Origin of the sequence: Paracoccus sp. ME4 (genome assembly GCF_046736325.1) — a bacterium.
In the GTDB taxonomy this organism is placed as follows: Bacteria; Pseudomonadota; Alphaproteobacteria; order Rhodobacterales; family Rhodobacteraceae; genus Paracoccus.
On record NZ_CP151276.1, the window covers coordinates 1,715,995 to 1,731,103 of the forward strand.

Annotated in this window: 13 protein-coding genes and 1 tRNA gene; 9 read left to right on the plus strand and 5 right to left on the minus strand. The window is 68.5% G+C overall.

Annotated elements, in window-relative coordinates:
- Positions 1–225: 225 nt before the first annotated feature.
- Positions 226–789: a YcbK family protein gene (locus AACG61_RS08820; protein ID WP_411836769.1), complete on the plus strand. Its 564-nt coding sequence runs from the start codon at positions 226–228 to the stop codon at positions 787–789.
- A gap of 129 nt (positions 790–918) precedes the next feature.
- Positions 919–1,503, plus strand: coding sequence for a TetR/AcrR family transcriptional regulator (locus tag AACG61_RS08825; RefSeq protein WP_411836770.1), 585 nt, complete (start codon positions 919–921; stop codon positions 1,501–1,503).
- Positions 1,504–1,510: 7 nt separating this feature from the next.
- On the opposite strand, the gene AACG61_RS08830 is transcribed toward AACG61_RS08825, so the two are convergent.
- On the minus strand, positions 1,511–2,104 hold the full coding sequence (locus tag AACG61_RS08830) for a TetR family transcriptional regulator C-terminal domain-containing protein (protein WP_411836771.1): 594 nt from the start codon (positions 2,102–2,104) through the stop codon (positions 1,511–1,513).
- 165 nt (positions 2,105–2,269) lie between these two features.
- Here AACG61_RS08830 and AACG61_RS08835 point away from each other — a divergent pair, with 165 nt between their 5' ends.
- From AACG61_RS08835 to AACG61_RS08865, 7 genes are all read left to right on the plus strand, one after another.
- Positions 2,270–3,595, plus strand: a complete 1,326-nt coding sequence (locus AACG61_RS08835; RefSeq protein WP_411836772.1) for an aspartate aminotransferase family protein — start codon at positions 2,270–2,272, stop codon at positions 3,593–3,595.
- A gap of 64 nt (positions 3,596–3,659) precedes the next feature.
- Positions 3,660–4,925 carry a Zn-dependent hydrolase gene (locus AACG61_RS08840; RefSeq protein ID WP_411836773.1) on the plus strand — a complete coding sequence of 422 codons (1,266 nt, stop codon included), beginning with the start codon at positions 3,660–3,662 and terminating at the stop codon, positions 4,923–4,925.
- Between the two features lie 65 nt (positions 4,926–4,990).
- Positions 4,991–6,442, plus strand: a complete 1,452-nt coding sequence (hydA, locus tag AACG61_RS08845) for a dihydropyrimidinase (RefSeq protein WP_411839486.1) — start codon at positions 4,991–4,993, stop codon at positions 6,440–6,442.
- On the plus strand, positions 6,442–7,221 hold the full coding sequence (locus AACG61_RS08850; protein ID WP_411839487.1) for an ABC transporter ATP-binding protein: 780 nt from the start codon (positions 6,442–6,444) through the stop codon (positions 7,219–7,221). Before hydA ends, AACG61_RS08850 begins: the two co-directional genes overlap by 1 nt.
- On the plus strand, positions 7,214–8,077 hold the full coding sequence (locus AACG61_RS08855) for an ABC transporter permease (protein WP_411836774.1): 864 nt from the start codon (positions 7,214–7,216) through the stop codon (positions 8,075–8,077). Before AACG61_RS08850 ends, AACG61_RS08855 begins: the two co-directional genes overlap by 8 nt.
- Positions 8,074–8,907, plus strand: a complete 834-nt coding sequence (locus AACG61_RS08860) for an ABC transporter permease (protein ID WP_411836775.1) — start codon at positions 8,074–8,076, stop codon at positions 8,905–8,907. Before AACG61_RS08855 ends, AACG61_RS08860 begins: the two co-directional genes overlap by 4 nt.
- A 37-nt stretch (positions 8,908–8,944) precedes the next feature.
- Complete coding sequence (locus AACG61_RS08865; RefSeq protein WP_411836776.1) at positions 8,945–9,928, plus strand: ABC transporter substrate-binding protein; 984 nt, start codon at positions 8,945–8,947, stop codon at positions 9,926–9,928.
- A gap of 60 nt (positions 9,929–9,988) precedes the next feature.
- Here AACG61_RS08865 and AACG61_RS08870 read toward each other — a convergent pair whose 3' ends face one another.
- The 4 genes from AACG61_RS08870 to AACG61_RS08885 form a co-directional block, all read right to left on the minus strand.
- Entirely contained in the window at positions 9,989–13,087 is a 3,099-nt protein-coding gene (locus AACG61_RS08870; protein ID WP_411836777.1) for an efflux RND transporter permease subunit, read from the minus strand.
- On the minus strand, positions 13,084–14,265 hold the full coding sequence (locus AACG61_RS08875; protein ID WP_411836778.1) for an efflux RND transporter periplasmic adaptor subunit: 1,182 nt from the start codon (positions 14,263–14,265) through the stop codon (positions 13,084–13,086). Before AACG61_RS08875 ends, AACG61_RS08870 begins: the two co-directional genes overlap by 4 nt.
- Before the next feature lie 109 nt (positions 14,266–14,374).
- Positions 14,375–14,449: transfer RNA gene (locus AACG61_RS08880), tRNA-Val, on the minus strand.
- A gap of 11 nt (positions 14,450–14,460) precedes the next feature.
- Entirely contained in the window at positions 14,461–15,075 is a 615-nt protein-coding gene (locus tag AACG61_RS08885; RefSeq protein WP_411836779.1) for a histidine phosphatase family protein, read from the minus strand.
- Between the last annotated feature and the right edge of the window lie 34 nt (positions 15,076–15,109).

Consider the following 15,109-nt stretch of genomic DNA (forward strand, 5'->3'; position numbering starts at 1 on the left):
TGAAAACACCGTGGTTGCGAAAAAGGCACAGCACCTTGCCGATTGCGCCACAGCCGCGATTTTCGGCGGTATCTTGCCGAGATCCGGGCATTATGTTCCGGCCGGGCCAGAATCTGTTTCGGCGCGCACTGTGTTTTGACATATTGTTAATCAGGTCGGGGATAAACCACGACGGGCCGCATCTTGTTGCCGGCTGAAAAAACGAAGCAGGACAGGCGATCTGACATGACAATGGATCTTATCTCGCGTCGCGGCATTCTTGGCGTGTTCGCGGCCACCAGCGTTGCGGCAGCTCCGGTGATGGCCAACGCCTTCGGCTTTCTGCGCGGAAACGCGGGCGACATGCGACGCATCCGGATGTATTCGGGCCGTACCGGCGAAAGTCTGGACACGGTCTACTGGGTCGATGGCAAGTACATCCGCGAGGCGCTGAACGAGATCAACATCTTCATGCGCGACTGGCGCACCGGAGAGGTGATCGGCGTCGATCCGCGGATGGTCGACGTGGCGGCCGCCTCGTCGCGCCTGTTGCAGACCAACGAGCCCTACATGATGCTGTCGGGCTACCGCTCGCCCCGCACCAACGCGATGCTGCGGCGCCAGTCCAGCGGCGTGGCGCAGAACTCGCTGCACATGACCGGCAAGGCCGCCGACCTGCGGCTGAAGTCGCGCTCGGTCGGGCAGATCTACCAGGCGGCCGCGGCCTGCCGCGCGGGTGGCGTGGGACGCTACAGCCGGTCGAACTTCGTGCACATGGATTGCGGCCCGGTCCGGACCTGGGGCAGCTGATCCGTCCCTGCCTGCCGCAGATGCGCAGACGCCCTTCGCAGCCGCGAACGGCGTTTTCCGCAATTTGGGGCTTGCCCCGCGTCGCGCGGCTTGCGACGCTGTACCGATACAATCCAGCGATCGGACCCCATGAGCCCTTTTGACACCCGCAGGTTTCGGACCGCCAAGAAGATCCAGGCCGCCGCCGTGGAACTGGCCCTTCGGGACGGTCTGGCCAACGTGACGACCGAGGCCATCGCTCGGCATGCCGAGATCAGCACGCGGACCTTCTTCAACTACTACCCCTACAAGGAGGCCGCCCTGATGGGGCCGCCGCCGAACTATCCGCCCGACGCGTCCGAGGTATTCATGGCGGGCAAGGGGCGGCTGATCGACGATCTGGCCCGCCTGGTCGAGGCGCATCTGACGCGCTTCCTGCACGAACGCGAGATGATCGGCGCGATCCTGTCGCTCGCCGAGAGCGACCCCAAGCTGGAGGCGCTGCGCAACAGCTACATGCTGGCGCGCCGCGCGCAGATGCGCAGCCTGCTGCACCGCCGCCTGCCCGGATCGGACGAGCGCGTGGTCGAGATCCTGGCCGCCGCGGTGATCGCCGCGACCAATGCCGCGACGAAGGACTGGGTGTCGGGTGCGCGCCAGGACTTCATCGCCGCGGCGCATGAGAACCTGTCGCTGATTCTGGTCGCGGCCGAGATGCTGGACAAGCCCGCCTGAGGGCCGGTCAGGGCGTCAGCAGCTTGCGATAAAGGTCGTCCAGGAACGCCCCGCCCTCGGCCACCGGGTCGCGGCCCTCGCCCAGGACGGCGCGGACCTGGGTCTCGAAATCGGCATAGTGCTGGGTCATCGCCCAGATCGAGAAGATCAGGTGGCGCGGCTCGACCCGTGCCAGCCGCCCCTCCGCCATCCAGCCCTCCAGGACCCCCACGGTGCGGTCCACGATCTCGCGCAGGCCGCCGCCCAGGATCTCGGTCAGATGCGGCGCGCCCTGCAGGATCTCATGCGCGAACAGCCGGCTTTCACGTGGAAAGTCGCGTGACATCAGCATCTTGGCCCGCACATAAGCCAGCACCTCCTCCAACGGCTCGCCCGCGGGGTCGATCTGCTGCATGGGGGCCAGCCACATGTCCAGAAGCGCGGTCAGCAACGCCTTGTGGATGTCGTCCTTGGACGGGAAGTAATAGAGGACGTTCGGCTTGGACAGACCCGCGGCCTTGGCGATCTGGTCGATCGTCGCGCCCCGCAGCCCGTTGGCCGAGAACGCCTCCAGCGCCCCCGCCAGGATCAGGTCGCGGTTCTTTTGCTGAATCCGGGTCATCGGGGAAGCGGTGGCGTCTGTCATCGGGCCTCGGTCTCTGGCATGATCCGTTTTTGGGCAGATCGGCCGGATTTGCGTTCCGGCCCGTCAGGACGCTTGACTGCCTCCTGCCCCGTGCTAGCCTGTTCCTGACCGTTTGGTCAATAATACGTGAGGACGACCCCCATGCCGCTTGACCGCAAGCCCGCCCCGAACGACCTGCGTGCCTTCTGGATGCCGTTCACCGCCAACCGGCAGTTCAAGTCGGCCCCGCGGATGCTGGTCGCCTCGCAGGACATGCACTACACCGCCGCCGACGGCCGCCAGATCCTGGACGGGACCGCGGGCCTGTGGTGCTGCAACGCGGGCCACTGCCGTCCGAAGATCACCGAGGCCGTGCAGCAGCAGGTGGGTGAGCTGGACTATGCGCCCGCCTTCCAGATGGGCCATCCGCTGGCCTTCGAGCTGGCCAACCGCATCGTGGACATCGCGCCCGACGGGATGGAGCACGTCTTCTACTGCAATTCCGGGTCGGAGGCGGTCGACACGGCGCTGAAGATCGCCCTCGCCTATCACCGCGCGCGGGGCGATGCGGCACGGACGCGGCTGATCGGACGCGAGCGGGGCTATCACGGCGTGGGCTTCGGCGGCATCTCGGTCGGCGGCATCGTCAACAACCGCCGCCATTTCGGCACGCTGCTGGCGGGCGTCGACCACATGCCCCACACCCACCTGCCGCAGAACCTGTTCACCAAGGGTCAGCCCGAACACGGCGCCCATCTGGCCGACGAGCTGGAGCGCATGGTCGCCCTGCACGGCGCCGAGACCATCGCCGCCGTCATCGTCGAGCCGATGGCCGGGTCGACCGGCGTGCTGATGCCGCCCAAGGGCTATCTGGAAAAGCTGCGCGCGATCACGAAAAAGCACGGCATCCTGCTGATCTTCGACGAGGTCATCACCGGCTTCGGTCGCCTTGGCAGCCCCTTCGCCGCCCAGCATTTCGGCGTGATCCCCGACATGATCACCTGCGCCAAGGGCCTGACCAACGGTGTCATCCCGATGGGCGCCGTCCTGGCCACGGCTGAGATCCACGACGCCTTCATGCAGGGCCCCGAGCACATCATCGAGCTGTTCCACGGCTATACCTATTCCGGCAACCCGATCAGCTGCGCCGCGGCCATCGCCACGCTGGACACCTATGCCGAGGAGGGTCTGCTGACCCGCGCCGCCAGCCTGGAGACCTATTGGCAGGAGGCCCTGCACGGGCTGCGCGACCATCCCCATGTCGTCGACATCCGCAACATGGGGCTGATCGGCGCCGTGGAACTGGCCTCGATCGACGGCCAGCCCGGCAAGCGCGCCTTCGACGTGTTCCTGCGCGCCTTCGAGGCGGGCATCCTGATCCGCGTCACCGGCGATATCATCGCCATGTCGCCCCCCCTGATCATCAGCGAGGCCCAGATCGATCATCTGATCGGCACCCTGGGCGAGGTGCTGAAGACCGCCGCCTGAAGGCGGCACACCCATCCAGCCGACCCCGCGACAGAACGGGGCGGCCCGACAGGAAGGACCGAGAATGAGCGACGCAAGTGGCGTGATGGCGGCTGCCAACATCACGGTGGACGGCGACCGGCTGTGGGACAGTCTGGACCGGATGGCCCAGATCGGGCCGGGCATCGCCGGGGGCTGCAACCGCCAGACACTGACCGATGCCGATGCCGAGGGGCGCGCCCTGTTCCGCCGCTGGTGCGAGGAAGCGGGGATGAGCATGGGCCTCGACCGCATGGGCAACATGTTCATGCGCCACGAGGGGACTGAGCCGGACCTCGACCCGGTCTATATCGGCAGCCACCTTGACACGCAGCCCACCGGCGGACGCTATGACGGCGTGCTGGGGGTGCTGGCGGGGCTGGAGGTGATCCGCTCGATCCGCGATCTGGGCATCCGGACGCGGCGGCCCATCGTGGTGACCAACTGGACTAACGAGGAAGGGGCGCGCTTTGCGCCCGCCATGCTGGCCTCGGGCGTCTTCGCGGGCGTGCTGACCGAGGATTATGCCAACAGGCGTCAGGATGCCGAGGGCAAGCGGTTCGGAGATGAGCTGGACCGGATCGGCTGGCGCGGCGACGAGGCTCCCGGCGACCGGCGCATCCACGCGATGTTCGAGTATCACATCGAGCAGGGACCGATCCTGGAGGCCGAGGGCAAGCAGATCGGCGTCGTGACCCATGGGCAGGGTCTGTGGTGGCTGCAGGTCACCTTGACCGGCAAGGATGCGCATACCGGATCGACGCCCATGCATCTGCGCGTCAATGCCGGACTGGGCATGGCGCGGATCATTGAGGCCGTGCACCGCATCGCCATGGACCACCAGCCGAATGCCGTGGGCGCCGTGGGTCAGGCGAACCTGTTTCCCAACAGCCGCAACGTGATCCCGGGCAAGGCGGTCTTCTGCATCGACTTCCGCTCGCCCGATCTGGGCAAGCTCACCTCGATGCGGTCGAGGTTGGAGGCGGAAGCCGCTGACATCGCATCAGAACTGGGCCTGGGCATCGAGATCGAGCCGGTCGGCCATTTCGATCCGGTGACCTTTGACGCAGGCCTGGTCGGCAAGGTCCGCGATGCGGCCGAGCGGTTGGGGTACAGCCACATGGACATCGTGTCGGGCGCCGGTCACGACGCCTGCTGGATCGCCAAGGTCGCGCCCACGGTGATGATCATGTGCCCCTGCGAGGGGGGCCTGAGCCATAACGAGGCCGAGGCGATCACGCCGGACTGGGCGCGCGCGGGCTGCGACGTGCTGCTGCATGCGGTGCTGGACGCGGCCGAGATCGTCCGCTGACGCGAACCCGACCGGGGGTTTCACCCCCGGACCCCCAGGATATTTGGATGAAGAAGAGGGATGCGATGGGCACGGTCATCAGGGGCGGCACGATCGTCACGGCGGATCTGAGCTATGCGGCGGATGTGCTGATCGAGGGGGGCCGGATCGCCGCCATCGGTCAGGGGCTGGTGGGAGACACGGTCCTGGACGCCAGCGGCTGCCTGATCATGCCGGGCGGCATCGACCCGCACACGCATCTGGAGATGCCCTTCATGGGCACCTACTCGGCAGATGACTTCGAGAGCGGCACCCGCGCCGCGCTGGCGGGGGGCACCACGATGGTGGTGGACTTCGCCCTGCCCTCGCCCGGCCAAGGCCTGCTGGACGCGCTGCAGATGTGGGACAACAAGGCGGGTCGGGCGCATTGCGACTACAGCTACCACATGGCGGTGACCTGGTGGGGAGAGCAGGTCCATGACGAGATGCAGGCGATCGTCGATCGCGGCATCACCAGCTTCAAGCATTTCATGGCCTACAAGGGCGCGCTGATGGTGAATGACGACGAGCTGTTCGCGTCCTTCCGGCGCGTGGGCGATCTGGGCGGCGTCGCGATGGTGCATGCCGAGAACGGCGATGTCGTGGCCGAACTCTCCGCGCGCCTGCTGGCCGAGGGCAATACCGGCCCCGAGGCGCATGCCTATTCCCGCCCGCCGCAGGTCGAGGGCGAGGCCACGAACCGCGCGATCATGGTGGCCGACATGGCGGGCGTGCCGCTCTATGTCGTGCATGTCAGCTGCGAGGACAGCCACGAGGCGATCCGCCGCGCCCGCGCTGCCGGCAAGCGGGTCTGGGGCGAGCCGCTGATCCAGCACCTGACGCTGGACGAGACCGAGTATTTCAACGCCGATTGGGACCATGCCGCGCGGCGGGTCATGTCGCCCCCGTTCCGCAACAAGCAGCATCAGGACAGCCTCTGGGCAGGGCTGCAATCCGGGAGCCTGTCGGTGGTCGCCACCGACCACTGCGCCTTCACGACCGAGCAGAAGCGCACCGGCCGCGGCGATTTCACCAAGATCCCGAACGGCACCGGGGGCCTCGAGGACCGGATGCCGATGCTGTGGACGCAGGGGGTCGGCACGGGACGCCTGACGCCGAACGAATTCGTGGCCGTGACCTCGACCAACATCGCCAAGATCCTGGGCATGTATCCCCGCAAGGGCGCGGTGCTGGTGGGCAGCGACGCCGATCTGGTGGTCTGGGACCCCGAGGCGGAGAAGACCATCACCGCCGGCGCGCAGCAGTCGGCCATCGACTACAACGTCTTCGAGGGGCAGCGGGTGAAGGGCCTGCCGCGCTTCACCCTGACCCGCGGCGTCGTCGCCGTGACCGAGGGCAAGGTGGACAGCCGTGAGGGCCATGGTGAATTCGTCGCGCGCGAGCCGCGCGGCACGGTCAACCGCGCGCTGAGCGCGTGGAAGGAGCTGACCGCCCCCCGCCCGATCGCGCGCGGCGGCATTCCGGTCAGCGGGGTCTGATCGTGGAAGCCGTCATCCGGGCCCGCGACGTCGGCCTGACCTTTCACACCGCCGACGGGCCGGTCCATGCGCTGAAGGACGTGACCCTGGACATCGCGCCCGGCGAGTTCGTCAGCTTCATCGGGCCGTCGGGCTGCGGCAAGACGACCTTCCTGCGCAGCATCGCCGCGCTGGAGACGCCGACCGGCGGCACGCTGAGCGTCAACGGCATGGCGCCGGATGCGGCCCGGCGGGCGCGGGCCTATGGCTATGTCTTTCAGGCGCCGGGCCTCTATCCGTGGCGGACGATTTCGGGGAACATCTCCCTGCCCCTTGAGATCATGGGGTTTTCCAAGGCAGACCGCGCAGAACGCATCGCTCGCGTCCTGGATCTGGTCGAGCTGTCGGGCTTTGGCGGCAAGTTCCCTTGGCAGCTGTCGGGCGGCATGCAGCAGCGTGCCAGCATCGCCCGCGCGCTGGCCTTCGACGCCGACATCCTGCTGATGGACGAGCCCTTCGGCGCGCTGGACGAGATCGTGCGCGACCGCCTGAACGAGGCGCTGCTGGCGCTGTGGCGCAAGACCGGCAAGACCATCGGCTTCGTCACCCATTCGATCCCGGAGGCGGTCTATCTCTCGACCAAGATCGTCGTCATGTCGCCGCGTCCGGGGCGGATCACCCGCGTGATCGACAGCACCCTGCCCCCGGACCGGCCGCTGGACATCCGCGACACGCCCGAATTCATCGCCCTGGCCCATGAGGTCCGCGAGGGCCTGCGCGACGGGCATGCCCATGACTAGGACGCTTCCCGTCCTGACGGTGCTGCTGGCCATCGTCGCGGTCTGGTATCTCGCCGCGATCCGCATGAACGCAACCTGGGAGCGCGACCAGGCCGCCCGCGCCGGGATCGAGCTGACCCTGCCCGACCTCGTCGCGCGCACGCTGAACCAGGACCGCCCCGTCCTGCCCGCCCCCCATCAGGTCGCGGTCGGGCTGTGGGAGGGGATCGCCGGTCAGGCCATCACCTCGCGCCGCAGCCTGGTCTGGCATGCCTGGGTGACGCTGTCGGCGACGCTGGCGGGCTTTGCCATCGGCACGGCGGCGGGCATCCTGCTGGCTGTGGGCATCGTGCACAGCCGCAGCATGGACCAGTCGGTCATGCCTTGGGCCGTGGCCAGCCAGACGGTGCCGATCCTCGCCATCGCGCCGATGGTGATCGTGGTCCTGTCCAGCATGGGTGTCACGGGCCTTCTGCCCAAGGCCATCATCGCGGCCTGGCTGTCGTTCTTTCCGGTGCTGGTCGGCATGGTCAAGGGCCTGCGCAACCCCGACGGAATGCAGCTGGACCAGATGCGCAGCTGGAGCGCGGGGCGCGCGCAGGTCCTGTGGCATCTGCGCCTGCCCGCATCCCTGCCCTACCTGTTCGCCAGCCTGAAGGTCGCGATCGCCGCCGCCCTGGTCGGCACCATCGTAGGCGAACTGCCCGCGGGTGCCACGGCGGGCCTGGGCGCGCGCCTGCTGTCTGGCAGCTATTACGGCCAGACGGTGCAGATCTGGTCGGCGCTGTTCACCGCCGCGATCCTGGCCGCGGCCTTGGTCGCCATCGTCGGAGTGATCGAACGCGCGACGCTGATCCGCATGGGGCTGGCCCGATGAGCGCGCTTCCCATCATCGGCGTCTGGCTGGGCGGTTGGGCACTGAACATCTGGCTGTCGCGCATCGACACCCGCGCGTCCCGCGCTCTGGTCGCCATCATCTTCGGCGCGACCGTCATCCTGCTGTGGGAGATGGTGGTGCAGACCTATGACGTGCCGACCGTCATCCTGCCCGCGCCCAGCCAGATCGCGGCCAGCTTCGCGGCCAATACCGGAATCCTCTGGACCGACTTCGCCCAGACCATCGCGAAGGGCGCGCTGACCGGCTGGTTGATCGGGGCGGCGGCGGCGGTGCTGACCGCGATCGCCATCGACCGCAGCCCCTTCCTGCAGCGCGGGCTGCTGCCCATCGGGAACTTCGTCGCGGCCTTGCCCATCGTCGGCATCGCGCCGATCCTGGTCATGTGGTTCGGCTTCGACTGGCAGTCGAAGGCGGCCGTGGTCGTGGTGATGGTCTTCTTTCCGATCCTGGTGAACATGGTCGCGGGGCTTAAGGCTACCGACGCGATGCAGCGTGACCTGATGGCCAGCTGGGCCGCGCCCTACGGGGCCAGCCTGTGGAAGCTGCGCCTGCCCGCGGCGATGCCGTTCCTCTTCAACGGGTTGAAGATCACCACCACGCTGGCCCTGATCGGTGCGATCGTTGCCGAATTCTTCGGCAGCCCGACGCGCGGCATGGGGTTTCGCATCTCGACCGCCGTGGGGCGGCTGGACCTGCCGCTGGTCTGGGCCGAGATTGTCGTGGCGGCGCTGGCGGGAACGCTGTTCTATGGACTTGTCGCGCTGATCGAGAAGAAGGTGACGTTCTGGCACCCGTCGCAGCGCAACTAACCGGGGCCAACCGCCCCACCAACAGGAGAGACGGGAAATGACACGACTGATGACCGGGGCCGCGTCCCTTGCGCTGATGGCCGGGGGCGCGCAGGCGGGCGATCTGACGCTGCAGCTGAAATGGGTCACGCAGGCCCAGTTCGCGGGCTATTACGTCGCGCAGGAGAAGGGCTTCTATGAGGAGGAGGGCGTCAACCTGACGATCCTGCCCGGTGGCCCGGACATCGCGCCGACCCAGGTCCTGGCGGGCGGCGGCGCGGACGTGATCGTCGAGTGGATGCCCGCAGCGCTTGCCGCGCGCGAGAAGGGCCTGCCCTTGGTCAACATCGCCCAGCCCTTCAAGTCGTCCGGCATGATGCTGACCTGCCTGAGGGAGAGCGGCATCACCGACCCGGCCACCGACTTCGCGGGCAAGACCCTGGGCGTCTGGTTCGCGGGCAACGAGTACCCGTTCCTGTCCTGGATGAGCACCTTGGGCCTGTCGACCGAGGGCGGTGCGGAGGGCGTGACCGTGCTGAAGCAGGGCTTCAACGTCGATCCGCTGCTGCAGAAGCAGGCGGCCTGCATCAGCACCATGACCTATAACGAGTACTGGCAGGTGATCGACGCGGGCCTGACGCCAGAGGATCTGGTGACCTTCAAGTATGAGGACCAGGGCGTGGCGACGCTGGAGGACGGGCTCTACGTCCTGGAGGAGACCCTGGCGGACGAGGCCAAGGTGACCGATCTGGTGGCCTTCGTCCGCGCCAGCATGCGCGGCTGGCAATATGCGGCCGAGAACCCCGAGGAGGCAGCCCAGATCGTTCTGGACAACGATGAGACCGGCGCGCAGACCCTGGAGCATCAGACCCGCATGATGACCGAGATCGCCAAGCTGCTGGAGGGGTCGAACGGTTCGCTGGACGAGGCCGATTATCAGCGCACCGTGGACATCCTGCTGGCCGGCGGGTCCGAGCCGGTGATCGCCGCAGCACCCGAGGGGGCCTGGGTCTCGACCATCACCGACCGCGCCTTCGACTGACCAAGGCGCATCGCCGCGAAGGGCCGCCCCGACCGGGCGGCCCTTTTGCGTCGCACGGCCCTATGCCGCCGACCGGCGCGCGGCGCGGACCAAGCGACGCCGCCCGTCCCAGGCCAGCAGCGTCGGCGTCAGCACCAGCGTCACAGCCGTCGCCACGACAAGCCCGCCCGCGATGCCGGTCGACAGCTGGATCCAGAACTGCCCCGACGGCGCGCCGAAGAACAGGTCGCGCCCGGTGAAGTCCACCGTCATGCCCAGGACCATCGGGATCAGCCCGATCACCGTCGTCCCCGCCGTCAGCAGGACCGGCCGCACACGTTCGGCGGCCGCGCGGCGCGCGGCGCGGTCCGGATCGTCGCCATCGCCGCGATATTCGTTGTAGGCGTCGATCAGCACGATGTTGTTGTTCACCACCACCCCCGCCAGCGCCATGATGCCGATGCCGCTCATCACGATGGAGAAGGCCTCCTGCCGCACCATCAGCCCCAGGAACACGCCCGAGATCGAGAAGACGATCGCCGTCAGCACCAGGAAGGCCTGATAGAAGCTGTTCATCTGGATCAGCAGGATCGTGAACATCAGGAAGATCGCCGCGACGAAGGCGCCCATCAGGAAGGTCATCGCCTCCTGCTGGTCCTCGATCTCTCCGCCGAAGGAGATCTCGACCCCGTCGGGCAGCTCGACCCGGTCGATGGCGGCCTGGATCGCGGCCAGCTCGGCCTGCAGCGTGGCGCCCGGCGCCAGGTCGGCGGTCAGGGTCTGCGTCTCGCGCGCGGCGATGCGGGTGATGGCGGCGGGGGCCGGGGCGGGCAGGATCTCGACCACGTTGGTGATGGGCACCTGCGCACCGGTGGGGCCCACCACGCGCAGCGCCGAGAGGTTCTCCAGGTTGCGCTGTTCGGGCGGATAGCGCAGCGCGATATCCACTTCGTCCACGGCGAAATCGGGCAGATAGGTGCCCAGGTTCACCCCCGTGGTCAGCAGCTGCACGGCGGTGCCGATGGTGTTCATGTCGATGCCGTAGCGGGCCGATTCCTCGCGGTCGACCTGCAGGCGGATCTCGGGGTTGGGGCGCGGTGTGTCGTTGGCGATGTCCACGAAGCGGCCCTGTGCTCGCATCAGCCGCTCGACCTCCTGGGCCACCTGCTGCAGGACGGGGCGGCTGGTGGCCGAGATCTCGATCTGCACGGGGCGGGCGGCACCGGGACCCGAGGCCGCGGCCTCGATCTGGATGCCCAGGCCCGGCACCTCGGCCGTGGCCTCGCGCATGCGCTCGATCACCACCGAGGACGGATCGCGCCCGCGCCAGTCCGTGAACTCGACCTGGATCTGGCCGATCACGTCGCTTGGCAGGCTGGAGCGGACGCGCTCCTCGACGCTGCCGATTGTGCGGGCATAGACGCGCTCGACCCCGTCGAAGCCCAGGATGCGCCGCTCGATCAGCCGCACCAGCCGGTCGCTCTCCTGGACGGACAGGTTGCCGTTGGCGGTGACCTGGATCTGCGCGCGTTCGGCGTCGGTCTCGGGGAAGAACTCCACCCCGCGGTTGAACTGCGCATAGGCGTAGATGATGACCAGCACCGACAGGATCGACAGGCCCAGGGTGACGCCCGGCCGCGCGATGGTCCAGATCGACAGCCGCGCCATCAGACCGGACCGGTCGTCCGCATCCGGGTCGGGCGGCGGCGGATCACCCCCGCCCACGGCGCCACCCACCACCGGCACGAAGACCAGCGCCATGGCCAGCGACATCAGCAGGACCGCGATCATGGTCGCGGGCAGGTAGAACATGAACTGCCCCGCCAGACCCGGCCAGAACAGCAGCGGGAAGAACACCGCCAGCGTGGTCAGCGTGGAGGTGGTGATGGGCCAGGCCATGCGCTGCGCGGCCAGCATGTAGGCGCGGGCCTTGGGCTGTCCGTCCGCGATCAGCCGCTCTCCCAGCTCGACCACGACGATGGCGCCGTCGACCAGCATGCCGACCACCAGGATCAGCGCGAAGAGCACGATGACGTTCATCGTGAAGCCGAGCGCCCAGATGATCAGGATGCCGCTGAGGAACGAGCCCGGAATGGCCAGCGCCACCAGGAACGACGCCCGCACGCCCAAAAACAGCACCGTCACCAGCATGACCAGCACGACGGCCGCGATCACGTTGTTCTGCAGGTCCGACAGCAGGTTGCGCATCTCCTTGGACTGGTCGTTCATGAAGACGACGGCGACCTGCTCGGGCCAGTCGGCGCGGGTCTCGTCGACCACGGCGCGGACCGCCTCGACGGTGTCGATGATGTTGGCGCCGGCCGACTTGCGCACGTCGATGGCCAGCGCGGGCTGGCCGTCGATGCGCGCGAAGCTGACCGGGTCCTTGAAGGTCTGGCGCACTTCGGCCACGTCCTGGACGCGCAGCACCGTCGCCCCGTCCACCAGGACGGGGATCGACATGATCTGGTCCAGCTGCACCACCGTGCCGGGGATCGACACCCCGATCCGCCCTGCCCCGGTGTCGAAGGACCCCGCCGCGATCAGCTGGTTGTTGGCGCGGATCGCCTGCGACAGCTGGTCCGGAGAGATGCCGTAAGTCTCCAGCGCCAAGGGATCGATCAGGATCTCCAGCTGGTCCTCGCGCTCTCCGGTCAGGTCGGCCTGAAGGACGCCGCCCACGGTCTCGATCCGGTCACTCAGCGCGCGGCCAAGCCGGATCAGCTCGCGTTCCGGGACCGGACCGGACAGCGCCACCGTCAGAATCGGAAAGGTCGCCATGTCGATCTCGCGCACGAAGGGGCCGTCGGCCTCGGGCGGGATGTCGGGGGCCGCGTCGTCCACCGCGTCCTTCACGGACTGCAGGGCCTGATCCTGGTCGAAGCCGGGCTGGAACTCCAGCGTGACGGTGGCAAAGCCCTCGCTGGCCACGGTGCGCATGCTGCGCAGACCGTTCAGCGCGTTGACCTGCCGTTCGATCGGCTCGGCCAGGAGGGTCGCGGAATCCTCGGCGCTGACGCCGCTGTAGGTGACGTTGACGATAAAGATCGGGATGTCGACCTCGGGCATCGACTCCTTGGGCATGGCGACATAGGCCATCGCGCCCGACAGCAGCAGCCCGATCAGGACCATGACGATGGTCCGCGCCCGAGAGAACCCCGCCGCGATAATCGCGTTCATCGGACGGCCGCCCCTGCGCCGGGTTCGGCCGCGTTCGCGGCGCCCAGCAGATCGGCGGCGGCCGCCGGATCGGCCGGATCGACCGGCGCCTCCGCGTCGCCCAGGATGCCGCGATACTCCTCGGGCGTCTCGCTGACGCGGACCGTCTGGCCGTCGCTCAGCGCGCCCTGCGCGATGGTCACGACGCGCGCGCGTTCGGGAAGGCCGGTGACCCAGATCGCCTCGGCGCGGGCCTGAACGATCTCGACCGGGGCAAAGCGCAGCGTCCGGCCGTCATCGGCGACGATGAACACGCCGATCCGCCCGGCATCGTCCAGCCGGATCAGCGCAGGCGACAGGCGGTGCGCCAGCTGCGGCTCCAAGTCCAGCGTGATCTGCGCGCTGAGGCCGGCGGGGATGCCGTCGGGGTTCGGGATCTCGACCTCGACGCGGAAGGTTCGGGTCTCAGGCGTGGCGACGGGCGCGATGAAGCGCACCCGGCCCGCGGCCTCGCGCCCGCCCTGAAATACGACGCCCGCCTGCTGGCCCACGCGCACGGCGGTGATCTCGGACTGGCGCACCTCGATGCGGGCGATCAGCGGGTCGTTGCGCACGATCTCCAGCACCTCGCCCCCGGCATCGACGAAGGTTCCCGTCTCTGCGATGACGCGGCTGACGGTGCCGGTGATGGGCGCGGTCAGGCGGGTGTTCTGCAGCTCCAGCTCGGCCGCGCGCAGTTCGGCGCGGGCCGATTCCAGCTGGGCAAAGCGCGACTGCAGCTCCGCCTCCGAGGTCACGCCCCGCTCGCGCAGCTGGCGCGCGGCCTCATAGTCGCGCTCGGCCGAGCCGACGGCGGCCTGGGCGCGCGCCACGCCCGCCTCGCGGTCGTCGGCCGACAGACGGGCCAGTGCCTCGCCCTGGCGGGCCTCATGGCCCTGGGTCACGACCTCCTCGACGATGCCGCCGGTCCGCGCCCGCAGGACCGAGGTCTGGTCGGGCACCACGTCCCCGAACAGCGCCGTGCGCGGCACGATGCGTTCGGCCTCCGACAGGCTGGCCGCGACATGGGCCACGGGGATCTCGACCGGCTGCGGTTCCGGGGGCGCCTCGCGGTTCAGCATGCCACCGCCGATCCAGAAGACCATGAAGCCGATGATCGCCAGAAAGACCGCCGTCGATGAGGACAGATAACGCGCCATGACCATTCCGTTCCAGACCGGCCGCGCCACCGCCCGCGCAACCCCCTGCGTCATAAATGGTTTCTCGGCCCACGCGGGTCAACCGCCGCGTCGGCCCTGCAATGCGGCATGGTGGCCCGTGAGAGATTCGAACTCCCGACCGGCCCGGTGTAAACGGGACGCTCTACCACTGAGCTAACGGGCCATGCCGTCGCCTTATGGCCCGCCGGACGCGTGTCTTGCAAGGCCCTGCGGCACTCCTGCATCGTCAGGATGGCGCAGGACGGTCTCCTGTCCGCGCGACAGGCGATGGACGGCGCCCTGATGAACCGGATCGCAGGCCAGTTCCGACAGCGGACGGTCCAGCACGATCAGGCGGATCATGCGCAGGGTGATGGCATGGGTGACGATCGTGGCGGGACCATCCAGCGTGTCCAGGAAGGACGCGCAGCGAGCGTGCAGCGCCGCGAACCCCTCACCCGCCGGGCAGCGGTCGTACCAGTCGAGCGGCCCCCCGGCGAAAAGCGGCGGATGCGAGCGGCGCAGGTCGGCCAGCCGCTGGCCGGCGAACCGCCCGACGCAGATCTCGACCAGGCGGTCGTCATGGCGATAGTCCGGGCCGAACACGATCCGCGCCGTCCGGTCGGCACGACCGAGCGGGCTGGACAGGCGCGCGCCCCCGACCCCGCGCATGAGCGCCGCCTGCCACCGCGCCTGCCGCATCCCGCGTTCGGTCAGCGCGGAATCACCGCGACCCTGAAGGCGTTCCTCCAGGTTCCATTCGGTCTCTCCGTGGCGGAGCAGATGCAGGTCGGGCCAGTCATGGCGCATCGTCGGATGTTCCCCGTGCCGGCGGCAGGCCGGC